Source organism: Fulverythrobacter ferritrahens, from assembly GCF_020539485.1.
Lineage (GTDB): Bacteria > Pseudomonadota > Alphaproteobacteria > Sphingomonadales > Sphingomonadaceae > Andeanibacterium > Andeanibacterium ferritrahens.
This window is the reverse complement of the sequence record NZ_JACDXU010000003.1, coordinates 27,996-53,637: the sequence shown is the minus strand read 5'-3', so window position 1 is coordinate 53,637 and position 25,642 is coordinate 27,996. Positions and strand designations below refer to the sequence as shown.

The window sequence follows — 25,642 nt, the reverse complement described above, 5'->3', positions numbered from 1 at the left end:
TGTCGTCGCCAAGGGCGACCTGGCCGAGGCCGATACCGACGAAGCTGAGAGCGGTAGCGTCTTCACCACCATCCGCAGCAGCATCAGCGCCAATGCTCAGCGAACCGGAGTTCGAGATACCGGCAGTCGCGTTGTCCGAAGCGGTGACGAGCTGGAAGGCACCGATACCGACGCCCGCCTGAGCGTAGGCATCATCCGTACCGGCAACCGCACCAGCGCCCGACAGGACGTTGAATTCGCCAGCATTGTCGATGGTGGCATTGCCATCACCGCCGGAGCTGACGATCTGGCCGAAGCCAGCACCGATATAGCCATTCGCGTCAGCTGCTTCGCTGCCGTTGGCATTGGCGTTCGAAGTGACGTTGAAGGAACCATCAACGCTGTTGCCCAGCGTGGCCGAAGCAGTGCTTCCGGCGCTGGCAACCTGAAGGCCACCGAAGACCACAAGGGCGTCAGCCGAAGCATTGTTGGCCAACAGGGCCGTGTCGGTGGAAAGGCCGGCATCGGCCTGCGCCACAACGCTGAAATCGCCATCATTGGCGATGTCTGCGTTAGCAACTTCGCCGCCCATCGACATCTGGCTGACGCCAAGGTCGACTTCGGCCTGCGCAGTCGCATCCAGAGAAGCGTCGGCAATTGCGATTGCCGAAATGGTCAGGGTCGAATCAAGCTCGTTCGCCAGGTTGGCGTCGGAAGTGTCACCACCGAAGGCGATCTGGTTGATCGCAGCAGGGCCGGTCACGCCGGCATAGGCATCCGCACTGCCAGCCGTGCTGGCGGCATTGGCGATAGCGCCGATGGCAAGCGAACTGCTGTTGGTGATCGTGATATCAGCGAGATCAGCGGCACCGCCGAACTGCAGGATCGCACCGTTCACACTCGCGCTAGCCGAAGTCGTGCCAGTTGCGTCCGCGACGATCTGGACGTCGCCATCAGCGATCATCGAGAGAACGACGTCGTTGCTGGCACCACCGGTCTGGATAACCCAGCCCGAGCCTACGCCATTAACGGCTGCGGTCGGAGAGTCCGTGTCGCCAGCATGGCCGTCATTCAAAGACCCAATGTCGGAAATGTCGATCGAGGCATTGACGTTCGATCCACCGTTGGTCTGAATAACGCCCGGGCCCTCTGCGTGGGCCGGGACGGCATTCAGTGCCATCGCGGAGACGCCAACCGCCAAAAGGCGACGCGTGTTGCGATTCATCCGTATAACTCCCTCATATTGCCCCCAAGAATGGAAGCTTCTGCAGTCGAATCTCGTGGGCCCTGCGACGGACCCGGAAAGCTTTGCGACCCGCCCTTTTTGGGCGATTTTGTTGTTATCGGAGACCTATTTGACGGATTTCATACCGCTTTAGCCCCCGCTCGTCCATGCCCATGATCCATTTTTGTGACAAGCAGACCACGAAATCCCCCATAACGAAAGTTACGGCGTGATTTGCAGTCCGGTTGCCACACTGAAAGGCACGCACATGATCATTATTGGATTATGTCCCATTGAAGCAACTGTCTATGGCTAATAGCTTGCCTAAGGGTAAACACCAGCAACCCGTCTCCTTCGAGCAACAGTCTGCCGCGATGGCATCTTTCGTTTATTAGAAGGCCCTGATGAAGCTGGCGATGAGGGGACCAAATGAATCGACCGGGCTGCCGATCTGGCGCGCGCCGGAAATGTGATTATGGCCCGACTGGACGTGCAGGACCGGGATCTGCCCCCTGGCCGCATACCATGCATCCGCAAGGGCCTTGGCCTGATCGTGGCATTCCGCCATGTCCAGCTCGCATAGGGCGAACAGGCACGGTGCCCTGCTGGCAAGCAGGCCCGGTAAGGGCGACATGGGCGACCAGTCCTCCAGTTCGGCGCCGTAATATTGCGGCTTGAAGGGATCGCGCAGGGCGATGGACAGGTCATAGAACCCCGAACTCATTATGGCGCCCGCGAATTTGCCTGCCGCGCCGGAGGGAGCAGCGACCACATCGGCCACGTGAGTTGCCCCGGCGGAATGGCCCATCAGGAATATCCGTTCCGGATCGATTCGATATTCGGCGGCATGGCTGGCGAGGTGGAGCAGCATGGCGATCACATCGTCCCGCCCGGCAGGCCAGCGCACTTCCGGGGCGAGGCGATAATTCATCGTGGCGCAGGCAAAGCCCTGCTGCTGCGCCCAGGCGCCGATATTATTGTAGAACGGGGCGCCGGGCGCGCCCTTGTCCCCCATCACGAAGCCGCCATCGTGAACGAAGATCAGGCAGGGCGCGGGCTCGCTGCCCGCCGGCCGGAAAAGGTTGAAGCGGTGGCGTTCATGCGGGCCATAGGCGATGTCGCGCGTGGTGCCACTCTCATCCGGCGCGGGAACGAGCGGGGCCAGCAGGGCATTGGTCCGCTCGATCAGTTCCATGGTGAATTCGCTGCCCATGGCGCGCAGCTCTGCGTGGAAAGTGCGGCGGTCCATCTCAGGCTCCGTTTTGGGCAGTGGGCATCATCAGCACGGGCTTGATCGCGGCGGCCGTTTCGCAATCATGCCAGGCGCGCGCGAAATCGGCGAAGGGATAGCGGGTGATCATCCGCTCCACCGGGAAGCGGCCCTGTCGCCAGAGATCGACGAGCTTCGGCAGGAACAGGCGCGGCGAGGCGCTGCCGCCGAGAATGCCCTTGAGCGTGCGGCCATGGGCGAGCATCGCCATCATGTCGGGCGTCCAGGGCTCGCGCGGGCGAGTGACGAAGCCCGCCGTGCCCTGCATCGCCAGCACTTGCAGGGCAGTGGAGAAGACTTCCGCCGAAGTGGTGGTGTTGAAGCTGAAATCCGCGCCGAAGGGCAAGGCCGCCCTCGCCTGCCCGGCGACATCGCCCTGTGCCGCGTCGATAGTGTGGGTCGCGCCCAGTTCGCTTGCGAGTTCCAGCCGCTCCGCCACATTATCGACCGCGACGATGGTTGCCGCGCCTGCCACGCGGGCAGCCATTACGGCAGAGAGGCCCACGCCGCCCACGCCGAAGATCACGATGCTCTGGCCCGGCTTCACCTGCAGCGCCTCGATCACCGCGCCTGCGCCGGTGATCACGCCGCAGCCCATGGGGGCGACGATGTCCAGCGGCACGTCCTGCGGAACGGGCACTGCTCCGCGCGCATTGGCGATGCAATGGGTGGCAAAGCTCGACTGGGCGAAGAAGTGGCTCGCCAGTTTCTCGCCATTCTGGCTGAGCGAGGTGGAGCCATCGGAACGCTGGCCGCCGAAACTCCGGGGCATGGCCTCGCGGCAGTAGGAGGGCCTGGCGGAAAGGCAGGAAGGGCAGTTACCGCAAGAGCCGCCCGAGATGACGACGTGATCGCCCGGTTTTACGTGGGAAACCGCACTGCCCACCTGCTCCACCACGCCCGCCCCTTCATGGCCCAGCACGGCGGGCTTGGGCACCGGCATACCGATGCCCGCGTGGGAATGCAGGTCCGTATGGCAGATACCGGCGGCCACGACGCGGACGAGGATCTCGTCCTCGCGCGGTTCGCCCAGATCGACCTCTTCCAGTACCGGAGCAGGGGCCCCTGCGCGCGAAACGGCAGCGGTGATCCTCATTCCGCAGCGTCCTTTTCATCATCCAGGCTGTGGCGCGGCGGGGTCATCTTCGGGCGCCCCTTCATCAGCAGGTCGCCCTTCCATGGCACGTCCTCAAGGCTGCGCCAGGCGTTGACCAGCAGCTGCTTGAACACCCACACGCCATCTTCCTTGATCAGGATATCGTCGCGCGTACCGATGCCGAAGACGAAGTTCGTGCCGTACTCGATGTTGAACTGCAGGATCTGGAACATGGAGCGCACCCGGGCGCCTTCTTCCGTCGGCGTCATCAGGAAGTGCTGGAACAGGTGCTGGCGGCCCAGCCACCAGTGCTGGCGGTGATACCACAGCTCCTTGAGGTTCTCGAGGATGGCGGCATGCCCCCTCACCTCGCCCTGCCACAGGTGATCGAAGCTGGCGTCCCGCGCGAAGGCGGAGAGGGCCAGATCGGCATCGGCAAGGTCTATGCCCCAGGCATAGCGGGCATAGGTTTCCATGATGTCCCCGCGATCCTGCGCGGGCATGGTCTTCGGGACGCCGTTCGACCAGCAGGGCGTATCGCTCATGCCACGGCCTCCATCTGGTACTTGCCGGTCTTCAGCACATCCTCAGGCACCCACACGCCATGGAAGGTGGAGCGCACGCGCACCGGCATGTGCAGGCGCGCAATGGGGCCCTTGGCGAGGTTCAGCGCATCGAACACGCCGATCTCGCTATGGCCCTGATCCAGCCGGCTGAGGAAGGAGAGTATCCAGCCGTCGCCTTCCTTGGAATTGGGGCTGCGGGGGACGAATTGCGGCTCCTGCACGGAGATCATCTGGCCATGCTCCCACACGTCCAGTTCGCCGGTCTTCACGTTCACATGGCCCAGCGTGCTGGTGCCATCGCCCGAGCGATAGACGATTACCCAGCCATGGCTGTAGTCGCGGCCCTGCCAGCGGTCGTCCGTGCGCGGCATTTCGCAGGGCACCGGCATGATCGGGCGGGTTTCATACCCGCCATCGTTGCGTGCGAGATCGAAAGTCATGCGAGTGAGGATCGGCGGCACGGCCGGCCATACCTCGCCGTCCGGCGCGGGGAAGAAGGGGAAGCAATTGCCGTTGTAGAGGCACAGGTCGAGATGGACCTTCGTTCCCTCCGTCACCGCGTTGAGCATGTGCCCGGCAGTGGTGTTCGGCCCTTCGAACCAGCGCACGTCCTCTGCCTTGCCGTAACGCGGCACAATGGCGACCATGGTCGGCTTGTCGGGGTGGTATTCGTAGAAATGCCGCCCTTCCTTCAGCCCTTCGATGCTGGGCGTGATGAGCGGGAAGAACGGCACCACGATGTGGCTTTCGGTGATGGCGAAATCATGCACCACCCCCGGCCAGGGGGCATTGAACCAGATCTCGTTCACTTTCGCGCCGTCGGCATCGAAGATGTAGATGGCAAAGTCGGTCGTTGAATCGCCTTTGGCCTGATAGGAATAGGTCAGCAATTCGCCCGTTACCCAGTCCACCTTGGGGTGAGCGGTAAGGCTTACCGCGCTCACTTGCCCGCCAAGATCGGTCTGCGGGCCGGTTTCCAGAGTATCGGGATCGATCTCGTAAGGCAGGTCATCCTCCTTCTGGGCCAGCAGCTTGCCGGCGTGGAACAGCATGGAGGTGTTGGCCGTGCCCGGGCTGGTGCCCGCCGCCAGCGGATCGGCAGTGTAGCGGTTGCGATAACGGCCGAACAGGCTGCGGCGATGCTCGTCCTGCAGCTTGTAGCGAGGCGTTTCCACCCAGCGGCTGCGATAGCTGACATGGCCATCCTCGAAGCGGACCATGTGGGCCATGCCCTCGCCATCGATGAAGATATCCTCGCCATTCATCGGCGGATATTGCCGGTCCGCGCCGCAGCGATACCAGGTGCCGCGCAATTCGGCCGGGAGATGCCCTTCGACGATCTCCAGCCCTTCCACATGGGATTCGCTGCGCAGGGGTTTGCCCCAGCCCTTGTAGAGCGGGATGTCCGGGAAAGTGATTTCCATCTGGCCTCTCCTCAGCCGATTGCCTGATCCACCGCGCTCACCGCCTGCCGCGTGAGGCAGACCGGTTCGCCGGAATTGATGAGCAGCGCCTGTTTGCGCACGTAACGGGTCAGGTCCGGCCGCAGACCGGGCAGGCCCGAGAAGCCGAAGCTGTCATTCTTGGCCTCGGAGCCGAAGAAGGTGAGGAAGGCGTCCTGGATGCTCACCTTGCCCGCGTTGATCTGCTCACCCACGGCCATGGCGCTTTCTTCGTCAGGCCCGATGACGGCGGCGGACAGGCCATAATCCGTATCGTTGGCAAGGCGGATTGCCTCCTCGATATCGTCATAGGTCATCACCGGCATGCAGGGACCGAAGGTCTCTTCGCGCATGATCTTCATCTCATGCGTCACGCCGGTCAGCACTGTGGGGCGCATGTAGTCCCCGCCATCGATCTGGAAGGGCATTCCACCCTCCACGATGGTGGCGCCCTTCGCCAGCGCATCTTCCAGATGGCCCCGCACGATGGCAGCCTGATGCGGCCCGGTGAAGGGGCCGATATGGCCGCCCAGCGGATCGGGGTGATTGAGTTCGATCTTCCTCGCCCGCTCAACCAGCTCGGCCACAAATTCGTCGTGGATCTGGCGGTCGACATAGATGCGCTCGATGGAGAAGCAGACCTGCCCCGTGGCGCTGATCGCGCCGCGAATGGTCGCGGAAACGGCGCGGTCGATATCCGCGCCCTTCATCACGATCAGCGGGTCTTTCCCGCCCAGTTCCACATCATAGGGGATCATCCGCGCACCGCAGGCGGCGGCTACCTTGCGGCCATTGGGCACGCTGCCGGTGAAGGAAATGTAATCGGCTTCCTCAACCAGAGCCTGCCCCGTCTCCCCATCGCCCAGCACGCAGTCGAACACTTCCGCCAGTTCAGGCACTTCGCGCACGCTGTCGAACAGCGGGCCGGTAAAGCGCGGCGTCACTTCGGAAGGCTTGAGCAGCACCGCACAGCCCGCGAAAAGCGGCGGGATGGCGTGCAGCATGGAAAGCATGGTCGGCGCATTCCACGGGCTGATGATGCCCACCAGCCCATAGGGCTTGAGGATGCTGGTGAAGCGGATGTCCGGATTTGCGCGGGCAACCCCTTCGCGCAGCGCCGCCTTGAGCTGTGCAGGCGCGCTGGCGCAAAGCCCGCCGATCACGCCCAGCATCATGTCGGGCGCGATGCGACTGATCTCGCAATAGCCGGTGTCGTGCGAATCCGCATCGATGATTGCCTGGCGGTATTTCGTGGCGATCAGCTGGGCCCAGCGCCCCATCACCTTCACCCGCTCCTCAGCCGGCATGGCCGCCCATTTACGCTGGCCCGCGCGCAGCCTGGCCGCCTTTGCGGCCACTGCCGCACGATCGGCGACTTCGATTTCCATGTCCGGCTTGCCGGTGCGCGGATTGCGCACGGCCAGGGTTCGCCCTGCCATCGGCCTTCTCTCCCGATAATCCTCGTTCTATCCGGCGCTTTTTGACGCACCGCGATTCATTGATTAATCAATGAATCCGAAGGTCGAGTCAACCGGCTAATCGACGTGGGGAAAGAGGACGGGGAATGGCAGGAAAAGACGAGGCGAACATGCCGCCGGACAACAGGATCATGCCCCTGTCGGATGAGGATTTACCGCCTTCCTACCGGCTCGGCGGCATCGCCTATTTCGGCTATCGCCTGGCAGTGACGGCCAAGCTGTTTGACCGGAAATTCATGGAAGTTCTGAAGGCCCACTCCACGCTCACGCTTCCGCAATGGCGCTGCCTTGCCCAGCTTGGCCTGGCAGAGCCGGGCACCGTGCGCAGCCTGGCCGAAGGGGCGGTGGTCGATAGGGCGGAAGTCAGCCGCGCGCTCGCCCGCCTGATTGCACAGGGCATCGTGCAAAGGCACGACAATGAAGGCGATCAGCGCAGCCCGCATTTCAGCCTCACACCGGAGGGCCGCGCCCTGTATGACCGGTTGCGCAAACCTGTCTCCCAATTCATCGGTTCGCTTGTTTCACAAGTGGATAAGGACGATATCGACGCTGCCGACCGGGTGTTGTGGACCCTCTCCAAAGGCTGCATCGACTGACGGGAATTTCCGTGCCCGCAAATTTGTTGGGATCGTCATAAACGAGTCACATGAACCCGGCAGTTCCCCCTCGTTTAATGAGGAATTGCGCGGCTATGGCACTGGTCAACATCTTCCTGACAGACCCCAAGGGGGACGTGATGGAGGATTTCATCCATGACGACATGACCTTCACTTTCAACAGCATGGACGGGGCCGGCCCTCGCCGTCTGGTGGAGGGCCCCATGTGGGCATTCGTAGACTGGGTGATGGCCGATCTTTCGGGCCTCGAAATGTGCCGCCGCCTGCGCGCCGATCCGCGCACGCAGGATTGCCACATCACCATCGTGCTGGAGCAGGACGATCAGGAAGATCGCCGCCGCGCGCTCCGTGCCGGGGCGGATGACTATATCGTGGGCCCGCTGGGGCGGCAGAAGATCCTCGACCGCGTATTGGCCCTGCAATCGCGCCAGCAGCAGCGGCATGCGACCCAGATGGTGGAACTGGGGGCGCTGAAGATCGATCTCGGCGCGCAGCAGGCTCGATGGTCTGAAAAGCCGATCCCACTTCGCCCTAACGAATTCAGATTGCTACGTTTTCTTGCAGAGAACCCCAATCGCGTTCTCTCCCGGCAGGAGATGATCGAGGGGCTTGGCAAGCAGGAACCGCCGATCGATCCACGCACCGTGGACGTCTGGATCGGCCGCCTGCGCCGCGCATTCCGATCCGCCGGCGCGGGCAATCCGTTGCGAACCGTTCATGCGATGGGCTACGTCCTCGACGCACCCTGAAGTCTGTTCAAAGGGACAGACGGCGTACAAACGCCAATATCCTGGCCAAACCGGCTGAAATCAGCGACCGTGAATCTGCTCCAGCGGAAGGATGGCACCGACCTGCCATCTAACCCTCACGCGTCCGCCAACCCGATAAAAGACCTGGCCGCGAGTCACCTCGCGGCCAGGCTGAGTGGGTGGCTGTTGAATGGTCATACCCAGCCGTCAGTCCTGCCGGGGCCAGGTACAAACCCGACCCCCGCCGATGACAGCCGTGTCAGAAGGTTGCCGAAAGGGACAGGGCGTAAGTGGTGCCCACGTCATAGGTGTTCACGTCCACCCGGCGATCCCCGAACTGCTGATATTCCTCGTGCCCGCGGCCCAGGATGTTGCGCACCTCGACCTTGGCCTCCAGATCCGTGCCGAGCAGCTTGAAGCCTTCGCGCGCCACGAAATCGAGCTGCACGCCGGGCCGCTCGATCACGTCGGGCTGGGGCGGAGTGCCGTTCAGGCCACGGCTGACCACGCGATCGCTCGCATAGGTGATGAGGAAGGTCTGCTGCGAGAGACGGTCTTCATTCTCAAGACCGATCTGCAGGTTGACGATATGATCCGACTGGCCCGTCAGCGGCGCGCCATCCCGGAAATAGTCGGTCGCAACGGTCGAGGCAGCGCCATAGAACTGCACGGTATCGGCCGCCGTCACTTTCAGCTTCGACTTGGTGAAAGTGTAATTCGCCGAGGCCATCAAGCGACGATTGCCGTCACCCCAGTCCCCGATATTGACATATTTCTGGAGATCCACCTCGGCCCCATAGAGCTGGGCTTCGGGTGCGTTCGCATAGGATGTGGTCAGATCCACGCCCGCGACGAAGGCTTCGATCGGCTTGTCGATCTTCTTGTAGAAGCCGGCGACCGAAACACGCTCGTCACGCGCGAAATACCATTCCCACCGCGCTTCGGCATTATACAGTTGGCTGTCCACCAACAGCGGGTTGCCCAGATAGGGGCGGCCACTGTCGGGATCGTAATAAGGCTGGTTGAGCAATTCGCGGAACTGCGGGCGCGCGATGGTTTTCGACGCACTGGCGCGCAGCTGCATGCCCGGCTGCACCTCATAAGTGATGGTAGCGGCAGGAAGCCAGTAATTGTTCTTCAGATGCGTGGAGGCCGCAATGGCTGTCGGCTCGTTGAATACCTGGATCGGATCGACATCGAGCTGGGCGTCTTCATAACGCACGCCGACATCCACGCTGAGGCCCGTGAGAAGTTCCGCTTCGACCTTGGCATAGCCCGCCCAGTTCTTGAGACCGGCGGCGAAGGCAGGATTGCCCTCGTCGGTCTCGATCATCGAGATGCCGAAGGTCTTCACCACGCTGGGGGCGAGCAGCAGATCCGGACGAAGCATGCCGATGCCGCTGATCACTTCGGGATAGCCCATGAAATCCGGCGGCGCGAGGAACTTGAAATCGCGGCGGGAACTGGTGCGCGACGTATCGGAATAGGCACCGCCCACCGAGACCCTCACGCCCTCCGCCAGAGTGTAGCCGAGATCGATGCCGCCAGACCACAGATCTTCATTGAGGTCGGAGAAGGTGACCCCGCCATCGCCGCCATTGCCGTTGTTCAGGCGATTGACGAAATACTGGCCGAAGGGATCGGCCTCCGCATTGGTGCGGACATATTCGAAGAACAGCTCGAACGGGGCCTTGCGCTTCGAATTGGCATATCCGCCGCGAAGTTGCAGGGACAGTTCCGGAGTGAGCTTGAATTCGCCCACGATCTGAGTGTCGAACAGCTGGCGTTCATAGAAGCCCGTGCGCTGCTGGAAAAAGTCCGTATCGGTCTGGTGGCGCTGCCCCAGGCCGATGCGCGCCTGCTTGATCGTGTCGTGCACATAGAGATTGGTCAGGCGGATGCGATTACCGTCGCCGAATTCGTAACCCAGCCCGAGCAGACCGTTCAGGACGATCCGCTGATCGGTGATCGTGGACTTGAAGTCCGTTTCGAGCAGTTCGAGATCGGCACTGAGCGAGGATTGCTGCAACGGCTGGCGAGTGCTGTATTTGTTGCTGTAACCACCGCCCGCGATGATGCCGAATTCGCCATCACCCAAGGTCCACGACTTACCGCCAGAGAAATTGGCGCTGAAGTTGATCGGCGTCTGGTTATACCGCTGGACCAGCGCATTCCGGCCCGTGACCAACTGGGCGAGGATGGCGGAAGTATCGACATCGCCGGAGCTCATCCGGTCGCCACTGTCCAGAAATGCCTGCAGGGCAGGCGGAATATCGCGGTTGCCGTTATCGAAGCCGGTCCAGTCGGAGCTGCTGCCGTAATAGGTCAGCCCGTCGCTGAAAGTGGTGATCGTGTCGCCCGAAACACCGCCGCCAATGGTCAGGAACGCTTCTTGCGGGGTGGCCTTGGTGGTGAGGTTGATCACGCCGCCGCCGAATTCACCCGGGAAGTTCACCGAATAGCTCTTCTGGACGAGCGAGGAAGCGATCACGCCGGTCGGGAACATGTCCAGCGGAACCACGCGCTTCAGCGGCTCGGGGCTGGGAAGCGGCGAGCCGTTGAGCAGGGCCAGCGAATAACGATCGCCCAGGCCGCGGACATAGACGAAGCCCTTGCCCACCACGCTCAGGCCGGTGACGCGGCTGAGCGCGCCGGCAATATTGCCTTCACCCGTGCGGGCGATCTGTTCGGTCGAAAGGACGGAAACAACCTGGTTGGCGGTCTGTTCGACGTTCCGGTCACGTCGACCGGTAACGATGATCTCACCGCCAGGGATCGAGACCTCGAGGTCTTCTTCGGGCTGGTCCGCGGAAGTCTGTTCATCGGATGCCGCATCGGAAGTGTCCTGCTGCGCAAAGGCTACGCTGGGCACGGTAAGTGCGGATGTGAGTAGCAAGGCGCCGGCAAGACGCGACAAGGTGGACATCGGATTACCCTCAATATCAGATGCATGGACGGGGGCAGCGCGGATGCGACTGCCCCCGAAGTCATGTCAGGCGACCGCTCAGGTCGTCGGCAGCGAAGTACAGTTGCTGGCACCGCCCAGTGCGGCAGTGCTGCTGTTGCAGGTCCAGCCGGTGTACCAGGTGGTGTTGCCGCTCCACGCGGCGCCGATCTTGTTCGGGTTCGGCACTTCGAAGAACGAGGACGAGGTGATGGCGGCGGCATCGGCAGCAGCAACACCGTCTTCGTTGGAGCCGTTCACGAAGCCATTGGTCAGCGTTGAAACAAGGCTGTCATTGTTGCCATTGGCGCCCGAACCGAAGAAGCTCTTGACCTTGGCGAGGTCATATTCGCCCGAGCCGATATATTTGTCGCCCGAGCAGGTCATCACGACCGAACGCGCGGAGAGCGTGGCACCATTGGCGCCGCCCGAACCGGTCATGCGGATGCACTCGTTCTTCGGCGTGGCAATGATGCCGTTGATCAGCGTCGTGTCCGAATTGCCGCGGAACAGGGTCGAAGCCTTGTCGTTGCCTTCATTGTTGGCGCTGACTTCCGGCTGGATCGCGACGAAGTTGGCCACCCGCAGGCGAGTGCGCGGCGTATCGGTTTCCTTGCCGTCGCTGTCGATTTCCATCAGCGCGTCACCCTGACCCGAACGCTGGGCAAGAATGGCATACTGAAGGTCGAAGCGGGCGCCGGTATCGACGTCGAGGCTGTCATCGTCGGCGCCGGTGGCGATGTAATATTTCATCCCGGTGCTGCCGCCGAAGACTTCCATGCCGTCATCCGAGGAATTGTGCGACTGGAAGTGGTCGATCTGCGTGCCGCTGCCGACGCCTTCGAGCGTGAGCGCCTGCAGTTCCTTGTTCGCGCCGAGCACGAAGCCAGAATAGCGGATCTGCACGTAGCTCATCTTGCCGGCATTGTAGGTGTCGTCATTGCCGCCGAAGACAGCCGGGAAAGCCGAACCTTCGGTCTTGCGTTCGCACTGGGTATCGACCGAGCCGAAATCGCAATCGGTAACCTTGGCGCGGCCCATCAGCACGACGCCGCCCCACTGACCCATCGAGCTGTCGGAGTTGAAGCCGGCAACGTTATCGGCGCTGGTGAATACGATCGGGGCCGTGGAGGTGCCGACGGCATTGATCTTGTTGCCGCGATTGACCGCCAGCCAGGACTGGCCGGTCGCACCATACAGGATCACGCCCGGAGCAATCGTCAGCGTGACATTGGTGTCAGCCTTGAGCGGAGTGGCTTCGCAGCCCGGAGTGGTCGAGGTGTAGGGCGCACCATCGGTCGGAGCGGTGTAGCCACCATCGCAACCCACGTCCACGCGGCCACGGATCGAATAAAGCAGGCCGGGCAGCTTGGGCAGCGTCGTGGAGACGTTGAAGCGGGCGGGCAGTTCGCAGACGCGCCAGGTTCCGGTCGGGCCGGAGATGGTGCCCTTGTCGGCCAGACCCTGAGGATCGGCGATGGTCGGGCAGGCGCCAGCGGGCTGGACAGTGCCGGTGCCGGGCGTCGGAGTCGGCGTACCGCCGCTGCTGCCTCCGCCGATATTGACGGTAACCGGCCCAGTCGCACCGGGCGAAGCGATGTCGTCGGGGCCACAGGCGGAAAGAGCCAGAAGGCTACAGCCGATTACGAGCGAGCGATTGAATTTTTTCACGGCGAGCGGTCCCCTCAAAAACCGAAGAATCAAAGTCGCGAACTGTTGGTCGCGACTCGCCCGCTAGACGGGGGACATGACAGTTTCTTTGCAAAGTTACGGTTGCGGGCTTCCGCGTATTTTATGAATGTTTTGTTACACTTATTACAATTTGAAGACTCGCCGCCAAACCGGCAGCTCGCGGAGAGAAAACACTTCAAATTCGCGCCGCCACCTTCAAATGTTACAGTTCAATGACATTATGACGTTTTTATTGCAGCCGGCCGGGCATGGGCTCACTCTCCCATCATTGAAGAACATCAGCGGGAGATATGTGATGCGTAAAACACTTGTCCTTGCCGTGCTGGCCGCCGCGACATCTCCGGTTGCCGCCATTGCTGTCGATACCGATGCGGACCGCGTCGATGTCGCTTATGAAGCCCTTTCGGAAGGTCGCACTGCCGAAGCCATCGCCAAGCTGGATCGCAGCGAGGGCGTCCAGACCTCCGATCCTGCCACCCTGATAAACCTCGGCACTGCCTATGCCCGCGAGGGACGCTTCACCGAGGCGCGCGACATGTTCAATGCGGCGATGAACAGCCAGGATCACTATTACCTCGAACTGGCGGACGGCAGCTGGGTCGATTCCCGCAAGGCGGCCAAGGCCGCGCTGAAGAATCTGGAAAAGAACGCCAGTATCGCGCTGCGCTGAATCATCCTGGGCTGACGCCCTGTCATAACTCGGCCGGTTTCCGGCCCCGTAAACCCGCGCGAGATCCCCCTCTCGTGCGGGTTTTGCGTTGCCTGTCGCCGATGTCACGCCTTTGTCATGTGCTGCAAGCATCAGGCCACCATGATGAGGGACGTGATTCTCCTTGCGGGCCGTTCGGCGGCATCCGCCTCACTTGCCTGCGCGATGGCCATGGCGGCGGCATCCCCCGCCCGTGCCGATGTGCTCGAAGTGGGGGGAGAAGGCGCCTATTGGGTCGCCGGGCCAGCCAGCGGAAGCATGGCGGGCACTTCCGGGGCCACACAGAACCTCTCGGCCACCTATGCCGTGTCGGAACCGCTCCAGCTTGTTCCCGACGATATTGCAGTTCCCGACTTTGCTGTGGCCGTGCCGGAGCAGCACGCGGCCGTGGTGCCGGACGCCTATGACGCGAAGGTGCGGGAACTCGCCCGCCGCTTCGACCTCAGCCCTGCTTTGATCGAGGCACTGGTCTGGCAGGAAAGCCGCTGGCACGCGGGCGCCGTCTCCCCAAAGGGCGCGCGCGGCCTGGCCCAGCTGATGCCCGGAACCGCCCGCCAACTGGGCGTCGACGCCAGCGATCCCTTTGCCAATCTGGAAGGCGGCGCGCGTTACCTGCGCGAGCAGCTCGACCGTTTCGACGGCGATCTGGAGAAAGCGCTGGCTGCTTACAACGCCGGCCCCGGCCGGGTGGAGAGCGCCGGCGGCGTTCCCAACATCCGGGAAACCAAAGCCTATGTGGCGGCGATCATGGGCCGCCTTTCGAACCATTCGCGGAGTACCGATTAAATGCGTGCGCCTATCCGTTCCAGAATCCTGGCTCGTCTCGCCGTTCTTGCCTCTTTCCTCGCCCCGGCCGCGGCCCATGCCCAGCAGGTGGGCGATCCGCAGGGTTCCGGCCCGATCGTTTCGGCCCTTCTGTGGTTGCAGGGCACGATGCTGGGCAATGTCGCCACTGCCGTTGCCGTGATGGCCGTGGCCGCCGTGGGCTTCATGATGCTTACCGGCCGCCTCAACTGGCGCTTCGGGGCGACCGTGATCATCGGCTGCTTCGTGCTGTTCGGTGCCGCCTCGATCGTGGCCGGCATCCAGGGCGCGGCGGGCTAACGCCGTGAGCGAATTGATCCGCCACCCCGTGCACCGCGCGCTGACCCGCCCGCAGATGTTCGCCGGGGTGACCTATAACTTCTTCATCCTGAACTTCGCGCTGACGACCGAGCTGTTCCTGATCACCGGCAGTTTCTGGGCCTTGCCCGCCGCGCTGGTGTTCCATGTGGTCGGCTATTTCGCGTGCCTGCGAGAACCACGGATTTTCGACCTCTGGCTCACCAAGGTCGGCAAATGCCCGCGCGTGAAGAACTGGAAGCGCTGGGGCTGCAACAGCTACGCCGCCTGACGCGGCATTGGGGCCTCAGGAGGGCCTGACGAATGGTGAAATGGATCGGAGCCGCCGCCTGGAGCGCAAAGGAAGCCCTTGCGGGCGAGCGCCTGCCCTATGCCCGGCTGGTGGACGAAAACACCGTGCTGCTGCGCGACGGCTCGCTGCTGATGGCGTTGCAGGTGCCCGGCCTGCTGTTCGAGACCGAGGATAGCGATGCGCTGAACGCCCATGCAGCCACGCGCGAAGTAATGCTGCGCGCCAATCTGGATGCGCGTTTCGTGATGTATCACCACGTCATCCGCCGCCGAGTGCAGGTGGAACTGGAAGCGACTTTCGAAGATCCGCTTTCCGCCCATATCGACCGGCGCTGGCGCGAGAAGCTTGGCCGCGGGGCCCTGTTCATCAACGATCAGTTCGTCACGCTGGTGCGCCGCCCGGCACGCGGCAAAGCTGGCTTGGCCGAACGCATGGCCAAGATGTTGAACCGCAGGGGCCAGGAAGTCCTTGAGGCCGACCCCAAGGATCTGCGCAGCCTGCGGGCGGCGGCGGGCGCGCTGATCGCCTCGCTCGGCCAGTATGGCGCAACCCTACTGGGCGATTACCAGGGCAATGGCGGCCAGACCAATTCCGAAGTGCTGGAGCTGCTCTCGGCCCTCTACAATGGCGAGATGCGCCCCGTGCGCCGTCCGATGGAGGATACCGACATCGGCCTGATGCTGCCCTATCGCCGGGTGAGCTTCGGGCTCGATGCGATGGAATCAAAGGATGGGCGCGGCACGGATTTCGCCTCTATCCTCAGCCTGAAGGACTATCCGGACGCCACCTCGCCCGGCCTGCTCGACCCGCTGCTGCGCCTGCCCTTCGAAATGGTGGTGACGGAAAGCTTTGCCCCCAGCGAGCGGCAGACCGCGCGCGAGAAGATGGATCTGGCGCTGCGCCGCCTGCGCTCCGCCGATGAGGAAGCCCGCGCCGAGCGGGCCGAAATGCTGGCCGCGCGCGACGAATTGGGCGCAGGGTCGGTCGGCTTCGGCGATCATCACCTGACCGTGCTGATCCGCGAGAGCAGTCTTCCCCGGCTGGACGATGCCTGCGCCTCCTGCGCCGCTGCCCTTGCCGATACCGGGGCCATCGCGGTGCGAGAGGATACTAATCTGGAACCGGCCTTCTGGGCGCAATTCCCGGGCAACGAAGGCTATATCGTACGGCGGGCGATGATCTCTTCCGCCAATATGGCCAGCTTCGCCTCACTCCACGGCTTTGCGCTGGGGCAGGCCAGCGGCAATCATTGGGGGGAGGCGGTCACGCTGCTGGAAACCACCAGTTCCACGCCCTTCTTCTTCAACTTCCACCACGGCGATCTGGGCAATTTCAGCGTCATCGGGCCCTCGGGCTCGGGCAAGACGGTGGTGATGAACTTCCTGGCAGCACAGGCCCAGAAATTCGCGCCCCGCACCATCCTGTTCGACAAGGATCGCGGCGCGGAACTGTTCATTCGTGGGATCGGCGGGCGGTACGACCGGATCGCGGCGGGCAATCCGGCGGGCTTCAACCCGCTCGCTCTGCCCGACAATGCAGCCAACCGCGCCTTCCTGCGCGACTGGCTGGGGGTGTTGCTGAAGGCAGATGGGCCGGAGGAACTCGCCACGATTTCGGGCGCGGTCGATGCCGCCTATGCCAACGATCCCTCGCTGCGCCGCCTCCGCCATTTCCGCGAGCTGCTGGCCGGCACCCGCCGCCCGACGCCGGGCGATCTGGCCGACCGTCTTTCCCCCTGGATCGAGGATGGGGAACATGGTTGGCTGTTCGACAATGCGGAAGACAGGCTGGACCTTTCCAACCGCGTGCTCGGCTTCGACATGACGGCGCTGCTGGAAAGCCCGCGCCTGCGCACGCCCGTGATGATGTATCTGTTCCACCGCATCGACGAGCGGCTGGACGGCCAGCCGACCATGATCCTGATCGACGAGGGTTGGAAGGCGCTGGACGACGAAGTATTCGCAGCCCGCATCCGCGACTGGCTGAAGACCCTGCGCAAGCGCAACGCACTGGTGGGCTTTGCCACCCAGTCAGCCCGCGATGCGCTGGAAAGCCGCATTTCCACGGCACTGGTGGAACAGACCGCCACGATGATCTTCATGCCCAATGCCCGCGCCCGGGCCGAGGATTATTGCGACGGTTTCGGCCTTACCAGCCATGAACTGGCGCTGATCCGCTCGCTGCCGGCGCATAGCCGCTGCTTCCTGGTGCGGCAGCCCGATGCCAGCGTGGTGGTTCGCCTCAACCTGTCCAACGCGCCCGAAGTACTAACCATCCTTTCCGGCCGCGAGAGCGCCGTGCGCCGCCTCGACACTCTGCGCGAGGCCGTGGGCGACGATCCGGCCAAATGGTATCCTGCCCTCACCGGCCATGCCTGGCCCAATGCACGAGGCGATGAGGGCGAGGACGATCTCGCCATCTGGGAGGCCGCCGAATGAGCCCGCAATGCCAGCAGGCAGTTGTCGACGTCGGCAACGGCATAGGCGCTTCGCTGCGCGGGGTGGATTGCCTCGCTTCCGACATGACGCAGGCAGCCTTCGGGCGCCTGTTCGGTTCGGGCGGGGCACTGATGCCCGCGCTGACCATCATCCTGACGCTCTATGTCGCCTTCTTCGCCTTCGCGCTGATTACCGGGCGGACCCGGATCGGTATCCGGGCGCTGACGCCCCGGATCGTCACTCTGGGAATGGTGCTGACGCTGGCGACGAGCTGGCTCGCCTATCAGACACTGGTGTGGAACGTCGCCACCGGCGCGCCAGACCAGATCGCGGGCATCCTGACCGGCACCAAGGGCTCCGCCACGCAGGTGTTCGGCGACAAGATCGACATCGTTTTCTCCGCCATTCAGGACGCTTCCGGCCAGGGCCAGCAGCAGGCCGAAGGTGCCCCCCGCAAGGAAGTCTCCACCTTCTCGCCCGAAGGCATGATGTGGATGGGCGCCACCATGCTCTTGCTGGGCACGGTGGGCGTGCTGGTGACCGCGCGCATCGCACTGGCAGTGCTGATGGCAGTCGGCCCCGTCTTCGTCGTTCTGGCGCTTTTCCCGGCCACGCGGGGGCTATTCGCCGGCTGGCTGCGCGGCTGGGTGATGATGGCCATCGCCCCGCTCTTCGCAGTGGTGGGCGGCACAATGATTCTGGAACTGGCGATCCCGGTGATCAACGCGATGATCGCGGTTCCCGGCAAGGTCGATCCACGCGCCGCCATGGCCTTCTTCCTGGTGGGCGCGGTTCACATCTCGCTGATGTTCATGGTGCTGAAAGTCAGCGCAACCATGGTGGGCAACTGGTCCGTATTTGGCCTTGCCGGGTCCGGCGGGCGCGAACCTGCCGACAATGCCCCTGCACCCAGCGCGCATGTTGCGCCCGCCCCGATCGAGATCGCCGCCGCACAGGGCCAGGGGCAGGTTTCGCCCGCTCCGCGCCGTATCGCCATTTCACCAGCCGTTGCCGGCATGGCTGCCAATGACGCTGGCCCATCCGCCGGGGGAGGCACCCATAGCCGCGAAACCCGGATTGTTGCAGCAGACAGTGCTGCCTCAGGTTCGCTTTCCTCCACCCCATCACGCGCGCGCGGCATTGGCAGCCGCTTCCGCGCCGCCCCCGTTCGTTCATCGGAGAAGTTCAAATGAACTGCGCCCTGCAGCCCGCGCTGATGCTCGCGGCCGCATCCGCCGCCCTTGCCGCCCCCGCCCTTCTCGCCCCGGCCCATGCCAGCGGCGATCCGCGACTGGTGGAGCGCCTCTACGATCCCTCGCAAGTGGTAGTCATCACCGGCAAGCCGACGGTGCAGGCCACGATCACTTTCGGTGAGGACGAGCATATCGAGAATGTCGCGATCGGCGATAGTTCCAGCTGGCAGGTAACGCCGAACAAGCGGGCGAACCTGCTGTTCGTGAAGCCCCTGTCCATCCGCGCCAGCACAAACATGACCGTGGTGACGGACCGGCACACCTATCTGTTCGACCTCGTCGCCCGGCCAGATGCCAAGCCGCTCTACGTGCTCAACTTCATTTACCCGAAGGAAGAAAAGACGGCCGAAGCGGATGAACAATCCGCCATGCAGCAGGGTGCCAGCGAGCTGGAAATCGCTGCGGCGACCGATCCCTATGCCGTGGCCGATCCCGCCAAGCTGAACTTCAACTGGAAGCGCAAGGGATCGCCCCGGTTGATGCCGGACCAGATCTATGACGATGGCAATGCCACCTTCATCACCTGGCCTGCCGATGCGACCATTCCCGCAATCCTGATCAAGGACCGCGCGGGCACCGAAGGCCCGGTGAACTATGCCGTGCGCGGCACCACCACCGTGGTCGATGGCGTGCCGAGCGAAATCATCCTGCGCTGGGGGGAGGAAATCGCCACTCTGACCCGTGACGGGCAGCCGGGCGCGGCCATGGCGGGTGCAACCCCGTCGCTTGCGAGCAACAAGGAGGCAAAGTGATGCGGCTTGCCATGCAACTGCCCGAAAAGAAGGGCTCGTCTTCGGCAAATGGCGCCGATCCGCGCGAAGTCATGTCGGCTGAGGTGATCGACCTTGCCAGCCGCAACGCCTTTCCCGTCGTCACCCAGCGCAAGGGCCGCTCCGATATGGTCGGCCTCATGGCGGGCGTCGGCATCGTGGCGCTGCTTGGCGTGGTGACCCTGTGGGGCATGAACGCCGCACGCGTCGATAGCGGCCAGCAGGCGCAGCCGGCCGCAGGCACGGTCCAGCCCCTGCCCGTCGCCCCGGCCGTGCCCTCGCCCGACGAAATGCCCGCTGCGCCGCCGCAGACGGTCGCTCCGCCGGTTCCCGCGCCCGATCCGGGCCCCGCGCCGGTCCTTTCGAACATGCCGGGTGCGCAGCCGGGCATGGCCGCCAATCCCTACAGCAACCCCACTGTGGTGTTCGATGCCAGCTCCCTGCCGGTACCGATCGCGGCCGTAACGCCCGCTACCCCGGCCGGCAGCACCGTTTCCAGTTCCGCGGGCGATTTCGCCAGCCGGGTGGGCGGCGTGGGAGGCGGACCGGCCAAGGCCGCACGCCAGTTCGACCCGCAGACCACCATCACCCAGGGCACGCTGATCCCCGCCGTGCTGGAAACCGCCATCAACACAGACGTGCCCGGTTTCGTCCGCGCAGTGGTGAGCCAGGACGTGCGTTCCTATGACGGCACCCGCGTGCTGCTGCCCCGCAGTTCGCGGCTGGTCGGCCAGTATCAGTCGGGCCTGCAGGCCGGGCAGAAGCGCGCCTACGTGATCTGGACCCGTGCCATCCGGCCCGATGGCATCACCGTGGACCTCGCCTCGCCCGGCACCGACTTTGCCGGGATGACCGGCCTGCCGGGCGATGTGAACACGCATTTCTTCAAGCGCTTCGGTTCCGCCATGTTGCTGTCCGTGATCGGCGGCCTCGGCGCCTTTACCAGCGGCGGCACCGCCGTGGTGCTGGGCGGTGGACAGAGCGCGGCGGCAACTGCGCTGCAGCAGGACGGCCAGATCGCCCCCACGGTGCGTGTGCGCCAGGGCGAACCGATCCGCGTGTTCACCGCGCGCGACCTCGATTTCTCGACCGCACCGACGCTGTAAGGATTTCAGGTGAGCGCATCGGTTCACATGCTGGCCCCAACCGAAGAGCCCGTGCCCCCGCTTAACGGAGCGCGCAGCGTCTATCTGGACGCCTATCTCGCCCCCTTCGCGGAGTGGCTGAGCCGTGACACGGTGACCGAGATCATGGTCAACGGCCCCGGCGAGGTCTGGGTGGAAGATGCCGCCCAACCTGGCATGCAGCGCATCGCCGCACCGGAGATCGACGACAAGCTGGTGCAACGACTGGCCGAACAGGTCGCTCGCGTCAGTCATCAGGGCATCAACCGGGAACACCCGTTGCTGGGCGCCACCCTGCCCGATGGCGCGCGCATCCAGTTCTGCGGCCCGCCCGCCACGCGCAAACACTGGACCATGGCGATCCGCCGCCACCGCCGGCTGGATCTGCCGCTTGACGCCTATGATACGGGGCCGCTCCAGCCGCCCCGTCCCGCTGCCCTGCCAGACCCGGCTGGCCAGCCCGTCGCCTTCCTGCGCGAGGCGATCCGCCAGCGCATGACCATACTGATCTCCGGCGGCACCTCCACCGGCAAGACGACCTTCCTCAATGCCATGCTGGGCGAAATTCCCGCTCAGGAACGGGTGGTGCTGGTGGAAGACACGCCGGAACTCAAGCTGCCCGGCGCCAATGGCGTGGGTCTGGTTGCCGTGAAGGGCGAATTGGGCGAAGCCAAGGTGACTGCTAACGAGCTGCTTCAGGCAGCCTTGCGCCTGCGCCCGGACAGAATCGTGCTGGGCGAATTGCGCGGCGCGGAAAGCGTCAGCTTCCTGCGCGCGATCAACACCGGCCATCCGGGCAGCTTTTCAACCATTCACGCCAATTCGCTGCGCGGCGCGCTCGACCAGCTGGCGCTGATGGTGATGCAGACCGGGATCGGCCTGACCCGCGCGGATACTATCGCCTATGCCGCATCGGTAATCGATGTCGTGGTACAGCTTGGCCGCAATGGCCAGGGCAAGCGCGGCATCACCCAGATCGCCCTGAGCCACGAACTGGTGTGAGTTTTCCGGCGCGCATGCTTCCCCATTTCCGCACCAACTGAGTTCCCCTGCGGAAGCTTGGCGAGTTTTTCACAAATATGTAACATACCCTCCCCATCGAGCCAGTGTCGGGCCGGATTCTCCGCACCCGCCAGAGGCATCGCTGCCAAGCAGGACCATGAGTACCCAACTCGACAGCAAAGCCGATGTCACCATTCCGGTGGACCGCTATTTCAACCGCGAACTGAGCTGGCTCGCCTTCAACGATCGCGTGCTGGCCGAGGCGCGAAACGCCCGGTATCCCTTGCTGGAACGGCTGCGGTTCCTGTCCATTTCGGGCAGCAATCTCGACGAATTCATCATGATTCGCGTGGCCGGCCTCGCCGGGCAGGCCCAGCGCAACATTGCCACGACCTCGCTGGACGGGCGCACCCCTTCGCAACAGCTCGCCGCGGTCCGCAGCGCCATCGCGGATCTGGAATATCAGCAGCAGAAAAGCTGGCGCGAATTGCGCCCGCTGCTGGCCGCCAAGGGCATTCATGTCGCCGATGAAGGGCGCATCGACGCCGCCGCCGCCAAATGGCTGCGTGAACATTTCATCGACAATATCGCGCCGGTCCTTACCCCGCAGGCGATCGATCCGGCCCACCCCTTCCCCTTCGTGGCGAATGAAGGGATCGGCGTGCTGTTCAATCTCACCCGCCTGGCCGACGACGAGCAGGTGGTGGAAATGGTGCTGGTCCCTCCCGCCCTGCCGCGCTTCGTGCGCGTGCCGGGGGAAGAGGCGATCTATATCAGCATCGAGAACCTGATCTGCCGCCATGCGGACATCATCTTCCCCGGCTTCCGCGTGGAAGGAGATGGCGTGTTCCGCATGCTGCGCGACAGCGACATCGAAATCGAGGAAGAGGCGGAAGATCTGGTCCGTTTCTTCCGCACCGCCATTCAGCGGCGTCGGCGCGGCCGGGTCATCATGCTGGAACTACAGGACGATTTCGATCCCGATGCGGAGCGCCTGCTGCTGGCTCAGGTCGGGCTGGACGATGCCATCCTGATGCGCACCGACGGCACTATCGGCCTTTCGGGCCTGTCCGCCATCGTGGAAGAAGAACGCCCGGATCTGAAGTGGGAGCCTTATATGCCCCGCTACCCGGAACGCGTGCTGGAGCATGATGGCGATTGCTTCGCCTCGATCCGCGAAAAGGACATTGTGATCCACCACCCCTATGAGAGTTTTGAGGTGGTAGTGGACTTCATCCGCCAGGCTGCGGCCGATCCCGACGTGGTGGCCATCAAGCAGACGCTGTATCGCGCGGGCAAGCAATCCTCCGTCGTAGCCGCGCTGATCGCCGCGGCCGAGGCAGGCAAGGCCGTAACGGCCGTAGTGGAACTGAAGGCCCGATTCGACGAAGAACAGAACCTGCTCTGGGCCAACCAGCTGGAACGCGCGGGCGTGCAGGTGATCTATGGCTTCGTGGACTGGAAAACCCACGCCAAGGTCAGCATGGTGGTGCGGCGCGAGGAAGGGGAGCTGCGCACCTACTGCCACTTCGGCACTGGCAATTACCATCCGCTGACATCCAAGATCTACACCGATCTCAGCTTCTTCACCGCCGATCCCAAGCTGGGGCGCGATGCGGGAAAACTGTTCAATTTCATCACCGGCTATGTCGAGCCGCGCAATCTGGAGATGCTCACCATCTCACCCATTGGCCTGCGCGCGAAGCTGGAACATCTGATCGGGCGCGAAATCGCCAATGCCCGCAGCGGCAAGCCTGCCTTCATCTGGGCCAAGCTCAATTCGCTGACCGATGGCCAGTTGATCGACCGGCTGTATGAAGCAAGCCAGGCAGGGGTGCGGATCACGCTGGTCATTCGCGGAATCTGCTGCCTTCGGCCCGGTCTTCCCGGACTGTCGGAAAACATCGCGGTCAAATCCGTGATCGGCCGCTTCCTGGAACATGCGCGCATCTGGGCCTTTGCCAATGGCTTTGCCATGCCGAGCCATCGCGCCAAGGTATTCATCTCCTCCGCAGACGGGATGGAGCGCAATCTGGACCGCCGTGTGGAAACGCTCGTCCCGATCAGAAACCCCACCGTTCACGATCAGGTGTTGCAGCAAGTGTTGCTTGCCAATCTGCTCGACACCGAACAGAGCTGGGAACTGGGGCCCGATGGCACCTATCAGCGCCTTGAAGCGGGTGAGCGGCCGTTCAACCTGCATCGTTATTTCATGACCAACCCTTCGCTCTCGGGCCGAGGCACTGCCCTGGATGAAGGGGCCAAAGTACCCAAACTTGCACTGCGCAAGGGCGGGGTCTGACCGAATTTTGAGGACTCATTCCACGTGATCGGCGATCGGGACACCGCATTTCCCAACACCCTGCCCCACCGGGCGGTGATCGATATCGGGTCCAATACAGTGCGTCTCGTAGTCTATGGCGGGGCGCAGCGTGCGCCCACCGTGCTGCTGAACGAGCGTGTTACGGCCCGCCTCGGCCGCGATCTGATGCATGATGGACGCATTCCGGACGAAGCGGTGCAAATCGCCCTCGCCGGTCTCCGGCGCTATCGCCGTATCCTGACCGACCTGCATATCGCCGAAGTGGACGTGATCGCCACTGCGGCGGCCCGGCTTGCCGAGAATGGCCCGGAATTTCTTGATCTGGTCCGCGAGTGCGGCTTTGCCCCCACCCTCCTGTCAGGGGAGGAAGAAGCCCGGACCAGCGCGCTTGGCGTGATCGGCGCTTTTCCCGGTGCGCGCGGCGTGGTCGCAGACCTCGGCGGCGGCAGCCTGGAACTGGTGGAAATTCGCGACGGACGATGCACGCATGGTGCCTCCATGGCGCTGGGCACGCTGATGCTGGGCGAATTGCGGGCTGCCGGGGCCGATGAATTCACACGTCGGGTCAACAAGGCACTCAAGCATGAGGACTGGGCACATTCCATGTCCGGCCCACTATACATGGTGGGCGGCACGTGGCGCGCACTGGCGGGTTTTGCAATGGCCGAAGCCAAGCACCCGCTCACCGATCCTCACGGGTTCGAGTTGACCGGCGAAGAGGCACTGAAGCTTGCCAAGCGGGTTCGGATAATGGAACCGGAGAAGCTGACGGAGGCGCGTGTATCGTCCATGCGCGCCGCGATGCTGCCCGATGCCGCAGCGCTGCTTCACATCCTCCTCGGCAAGTTGGAGCCACCCAAGCTCATCTTCTCCTCATGGGGCCTGCGCGAAGGGCGGCTGTTCGACCAGCTCGACCCCGCGGCGCGGGCGCAAGATCCTTTATTGGCCGGCGCGGCCAGTTTTGCCGCGCCGCGCGGCGGGCCGCCGATGCTCGCCACCCGGATTGCGGGCTGGACAGTGAACGCCCTGCCCCGTGACGGGACAGGCTCCGAACGCGTTCGCCTCGCCGCCACCATGCTGGCGCTGGCCTCCATGCAGATCGAGCCTAATCTCCGGGTCAAGCAGGCGATCAACTGGGCGCTGTACAAGCGCTGGATCAATCTGAGCGATGAAGGTCGGGCGATGATGGCCGCAGCGCTCTCCGCCAACTGCGGCACGACCAACCTGCCCCGGATTCTGGGTAAGCTGGCAAGTGGGAAACGACTGAACGAAGCAGTCTGCTGGGGCCTTGCCATCCGGCTGGCCCGCCGTCTGGGTGGAGGTTCCCGCACCTCGCTGCGTAACACCGCCCTGGTGATCTCAGGCAGCAGGCTGGTGCTGTTCCTGGGCGAGAGCCATGCCGATCTGCGCTCCGACCATGTGGCGCAGGATCTTGGCGCCCTGGCCGCGCGGCTGGGCCTCGAACCGGCCGTGGAAATTGTTCCGAATGACAGCCTGCTGGAAAAGGCCAGCTTTGCGATCCCCACCCCCGCGCCCACGCCGGGCGCGTAA

20 protein-coding genes are annotated in these 25,642 nt (G+C 63.7%); 13 read left to right on the top strand and 7 right to left on the bottom strand.

Annotation, left to right across the window (positions count from 1 at the left end; genetic code table 11):
• Positions 1–1,595 precede the first annotated feature (1,595 nt).
• Genes H0274_RS12290 through H0274_RS12270 form a run of 5 tightly spaced genes read right to left on the bottom strand, consistent with a single transcriptional unit; the run spans position 1,596 to position 7,017 of the window.
• Positions 1,596–2,453, bottom strand: a complete 858-nt coding sequence (locus H0274_RS12290) for an alpha/beta hydrolase (RefSeq protein WP_226795760.1) — start codon at positions 2,451–2,453, stop codon at positions 1,596–1,598.
• 1 nt (position 2,454) lies between these two features.
• Complete coding sequence (locus H0274_RS12285) at positions 2,455–3,570, bottom strand: NAD(P)-dependent alcohol dehydrogenase (protein WP_226795759.1); 1,116 nt, start codon at positions 3,568–3,570, stop codon at positions 2,455–2,457.
• Positions 3,567–4,115: a nuclear transport factor 2 family protein gene (locus tag H0274_RS12280; protein ID WP_226795758.1), complete on the bottom strand. Its 549-nt coding sequence runs from the start codon at positions 4,113–4,115 to the stop codon at positions 3,567–3,569. The genes H0274_RS12285 and H0274_RS12280 overlap by 4 nt, the downstream gene beginning before the upstream one ends.
• A complete protein-coding gene (locus tag H0274_RS12275; RefSeq protein WP_226795757.1) occupies positions 4,112–5,560 on the bottom strand; it encodes a carotenoid oxygenase family protein in 1,449 nt (482 codons plus the stop codon). The genes H0274_RS12280 and H0274_RS12275 overlap by 4 nt, the downstream gene beginning before the upstream one ends.
• 11 nt (positions 5,561–5,571) lie before the next feature.
• Positions 5,572–7,017, bottom strand: coding sequence for an aldehyde dehydrogenase family protein (locus tag H0274_RS12270; protein WP_226795756.1), 1,446 nt, complete (start codon positions 7,015–7,017; stop codon positions 5,572–5,574).
• A 125-nt stretch (positions 7,018–7,142) separates the two neighbouring features.
• Here H0274_RS12270 and H0274_RS12265 point away from each other — a divergent pair, with 125 nt between their 5' ends.
• Positions 7,143–7,652 (top strand): MarR family winged helix-turn-helix transcriptional regulator, encoded by a 510-nt coding sequence (locus H0274_RS12265; RefSeq protein ID WP_226795755.1) that lies wholly within the window; start codon positions 7,143–7,145, stop codon positions 7,650–7,652.
• 95 nt (positions 7,653–7,747) lie between these two features.
• A complete protein-coding gene (locus H0274_RS12260; RefSeq protein WP_226795754.1) occupies positions 7,748–8,422 on the top strand; it encodes a response regulator transcription factor in 675 nt (224 codons plus the stop codon).
• A gap of 259 nt (positions 8,423–8,681) precedes the next feature.
• Here H0274_RS12260 and H0274_RS12255 read toward each other — a convergent pair whose 3' ends face one another.
• Positions 8,682–11,348: a TonB-dependent receptor domain-containing protein gene (locus tag H0274_RS12255; protein ID WP_226795753.1), complete on the bottom strand. Its 2,667-nt coding sequence runs from the start codon at positions 11,346–11,348 to the stop codon at positions 8,682–8,684.
• Positions 11,349–11,426: 78 nt separating this feature from the next.
• Positions 11,427–13,037: a hypothetical protein gene (locus H0274_RS12250; protein ID WP_226795752.1), complete on the bottom strand. Its 1,611-nt coding sequence runs from the start codon at positions 13,035–13,037 to the stop codon at positions 11,427–11,429.
• A 316-nt stretch (positions 13,038–13,353) separates the two neighbouring features.
• Here H0274_RS12250 and H0274_RS12245 point away from each other — a divergent pair, with 316 nt between their 5' ends.
• From H0274_RS12245 to H0274_RS12195, 11 genes are all read left to right on the top strand, one after another.
• A complete protein-coding gene (locus tag H0274_RS12245) occupies positions 13,354–13,728 on the top strand; it encodes a hypothetical protein (protein WP_226795751.1) in 375 nt (124 codons plus the stop codon).
• A gap of 141 nt (positions 13,729–13,869) precedes the next feature.
• A complete protein-coding gene (locus tag H0274_RS12240; RefSeq protein WP_226795750.1) occupies positions 13,870–14,553 on the top strand; it encodes a lytic transglycosylase domain-containing protein in 684 nt (227 codons plus the stop codon).
• On the top strand, positions 14,554–14,871 hold the full coding sequence (locus tag H0274_RS12235) for a TrbC/VirB2 family type IV secretion system protein (RefSeq protein WP_226795749.1): 318 nt from the start codon (positions 14,554–14,556) through the stop codon (positions 14,869–14,871). It abuts the gene before it with no gap.
• Between the two features lie 4 nt (positions 14,872–14,875).
• Positions 14,876–15,160 (top strand): VirB3 family type IV secretion system protein, encoded by a 285-nt coding sequence (locus H0274_RS12230; RefSeq protein WP_226795748.1) that lies wholly within the window; start codon positions 14,876–14,878, stop codon positions 15,158–15,160.
• Positions 15,161–15,192: 32 nt separating this feature from the next.
• Positions 15,193–17,619: a VirB4 family type IV secretion/conjugal transfer ATPase gene (locus H0274_RS12225; RefSeq protein WP_226795747.1), complete on the top strand. Its 2,427-nt coding sequence runs from the start codon at positions 15,193–15,195 to the stop codon at positions 17,617–17,619.
• Positions 17,616–18,812: a TrbL/VirB6 family protein gene (locus H0274_RS12220; RefSeq protein WP_226795746.1), complete on the top strand. Its 1,197-nt coding sequence runs from the start codon at positions 17,616–17,618 to the stop codon at positions 18,810–18,812. The genes H0274_RS12225 and H0274_RS12220 overlap by 4 nt, the downstream gene beginning before the upstream one ends.
• Positions 18,809–19,624: a TrbG/VirB9 family P-type conjugative transfer protein gene (locus H0274_RS12215; RefSeq protein WP_226795745.1), complete on the top strand. Its 816-nt coding sequence runs from the start codon at positions 18,809–18,811 to the stop codon at positions 19,622–19,624. The genes H0274_RS12220 and H0274_RS12215 overlap by 4 nt, the downstream gene beginning before the upstream one ends.
• A gap of 11 nt (positions 19,625–19,635) precedes the next feature.
• Positions 19,636–20,748, top strand: coding sequence for a TrbI/VirB10 family protein (locus H0274_RS12210; RefSeq protein WP_226795744.1), 1,113 nt, complete (start codon positions 19,636–19,638; stop codon positions 20,746–20,748).
• Positions 20,749–20,775: 27 nt separating this feature from the next.
• On the top strand, positions 20,776–21,768 hold the full coding sequence (gene virB11 / locus H0274_RS12205; protein WP_226796153.1) for a P-type DNA transfer ATPase VirB11: 993 nt from the start codon (positions 20,776–20,778) through the stop codon (positions 21,766–21,768).
• A 157-nt stretch (positions 21,769–21,925) separates the two neighbouring features.
• A complete protein-coding gene (locus H0274_RS12200) occupies positions 21,926–24,070 on the top strand; it encodes an RNA degradosome polyphosphate kinase (protein ID WP_226795743.1) in 2,145 nt (714 codons plus the stop codon).
• A gap of 24 nt (positions 24,071–24,094) precedes the next feature.
• Positions 24,095–25,642: a Ppx/GppA phosphatase family protein gene (locus tag H0274_RS12195; protein ID WP_226795742.1), complete on the top strand. Its 1,548-nt coding sequence runs from the start codon at positions 24,095–24,097 to the stop codon at positions 25,640–25,642.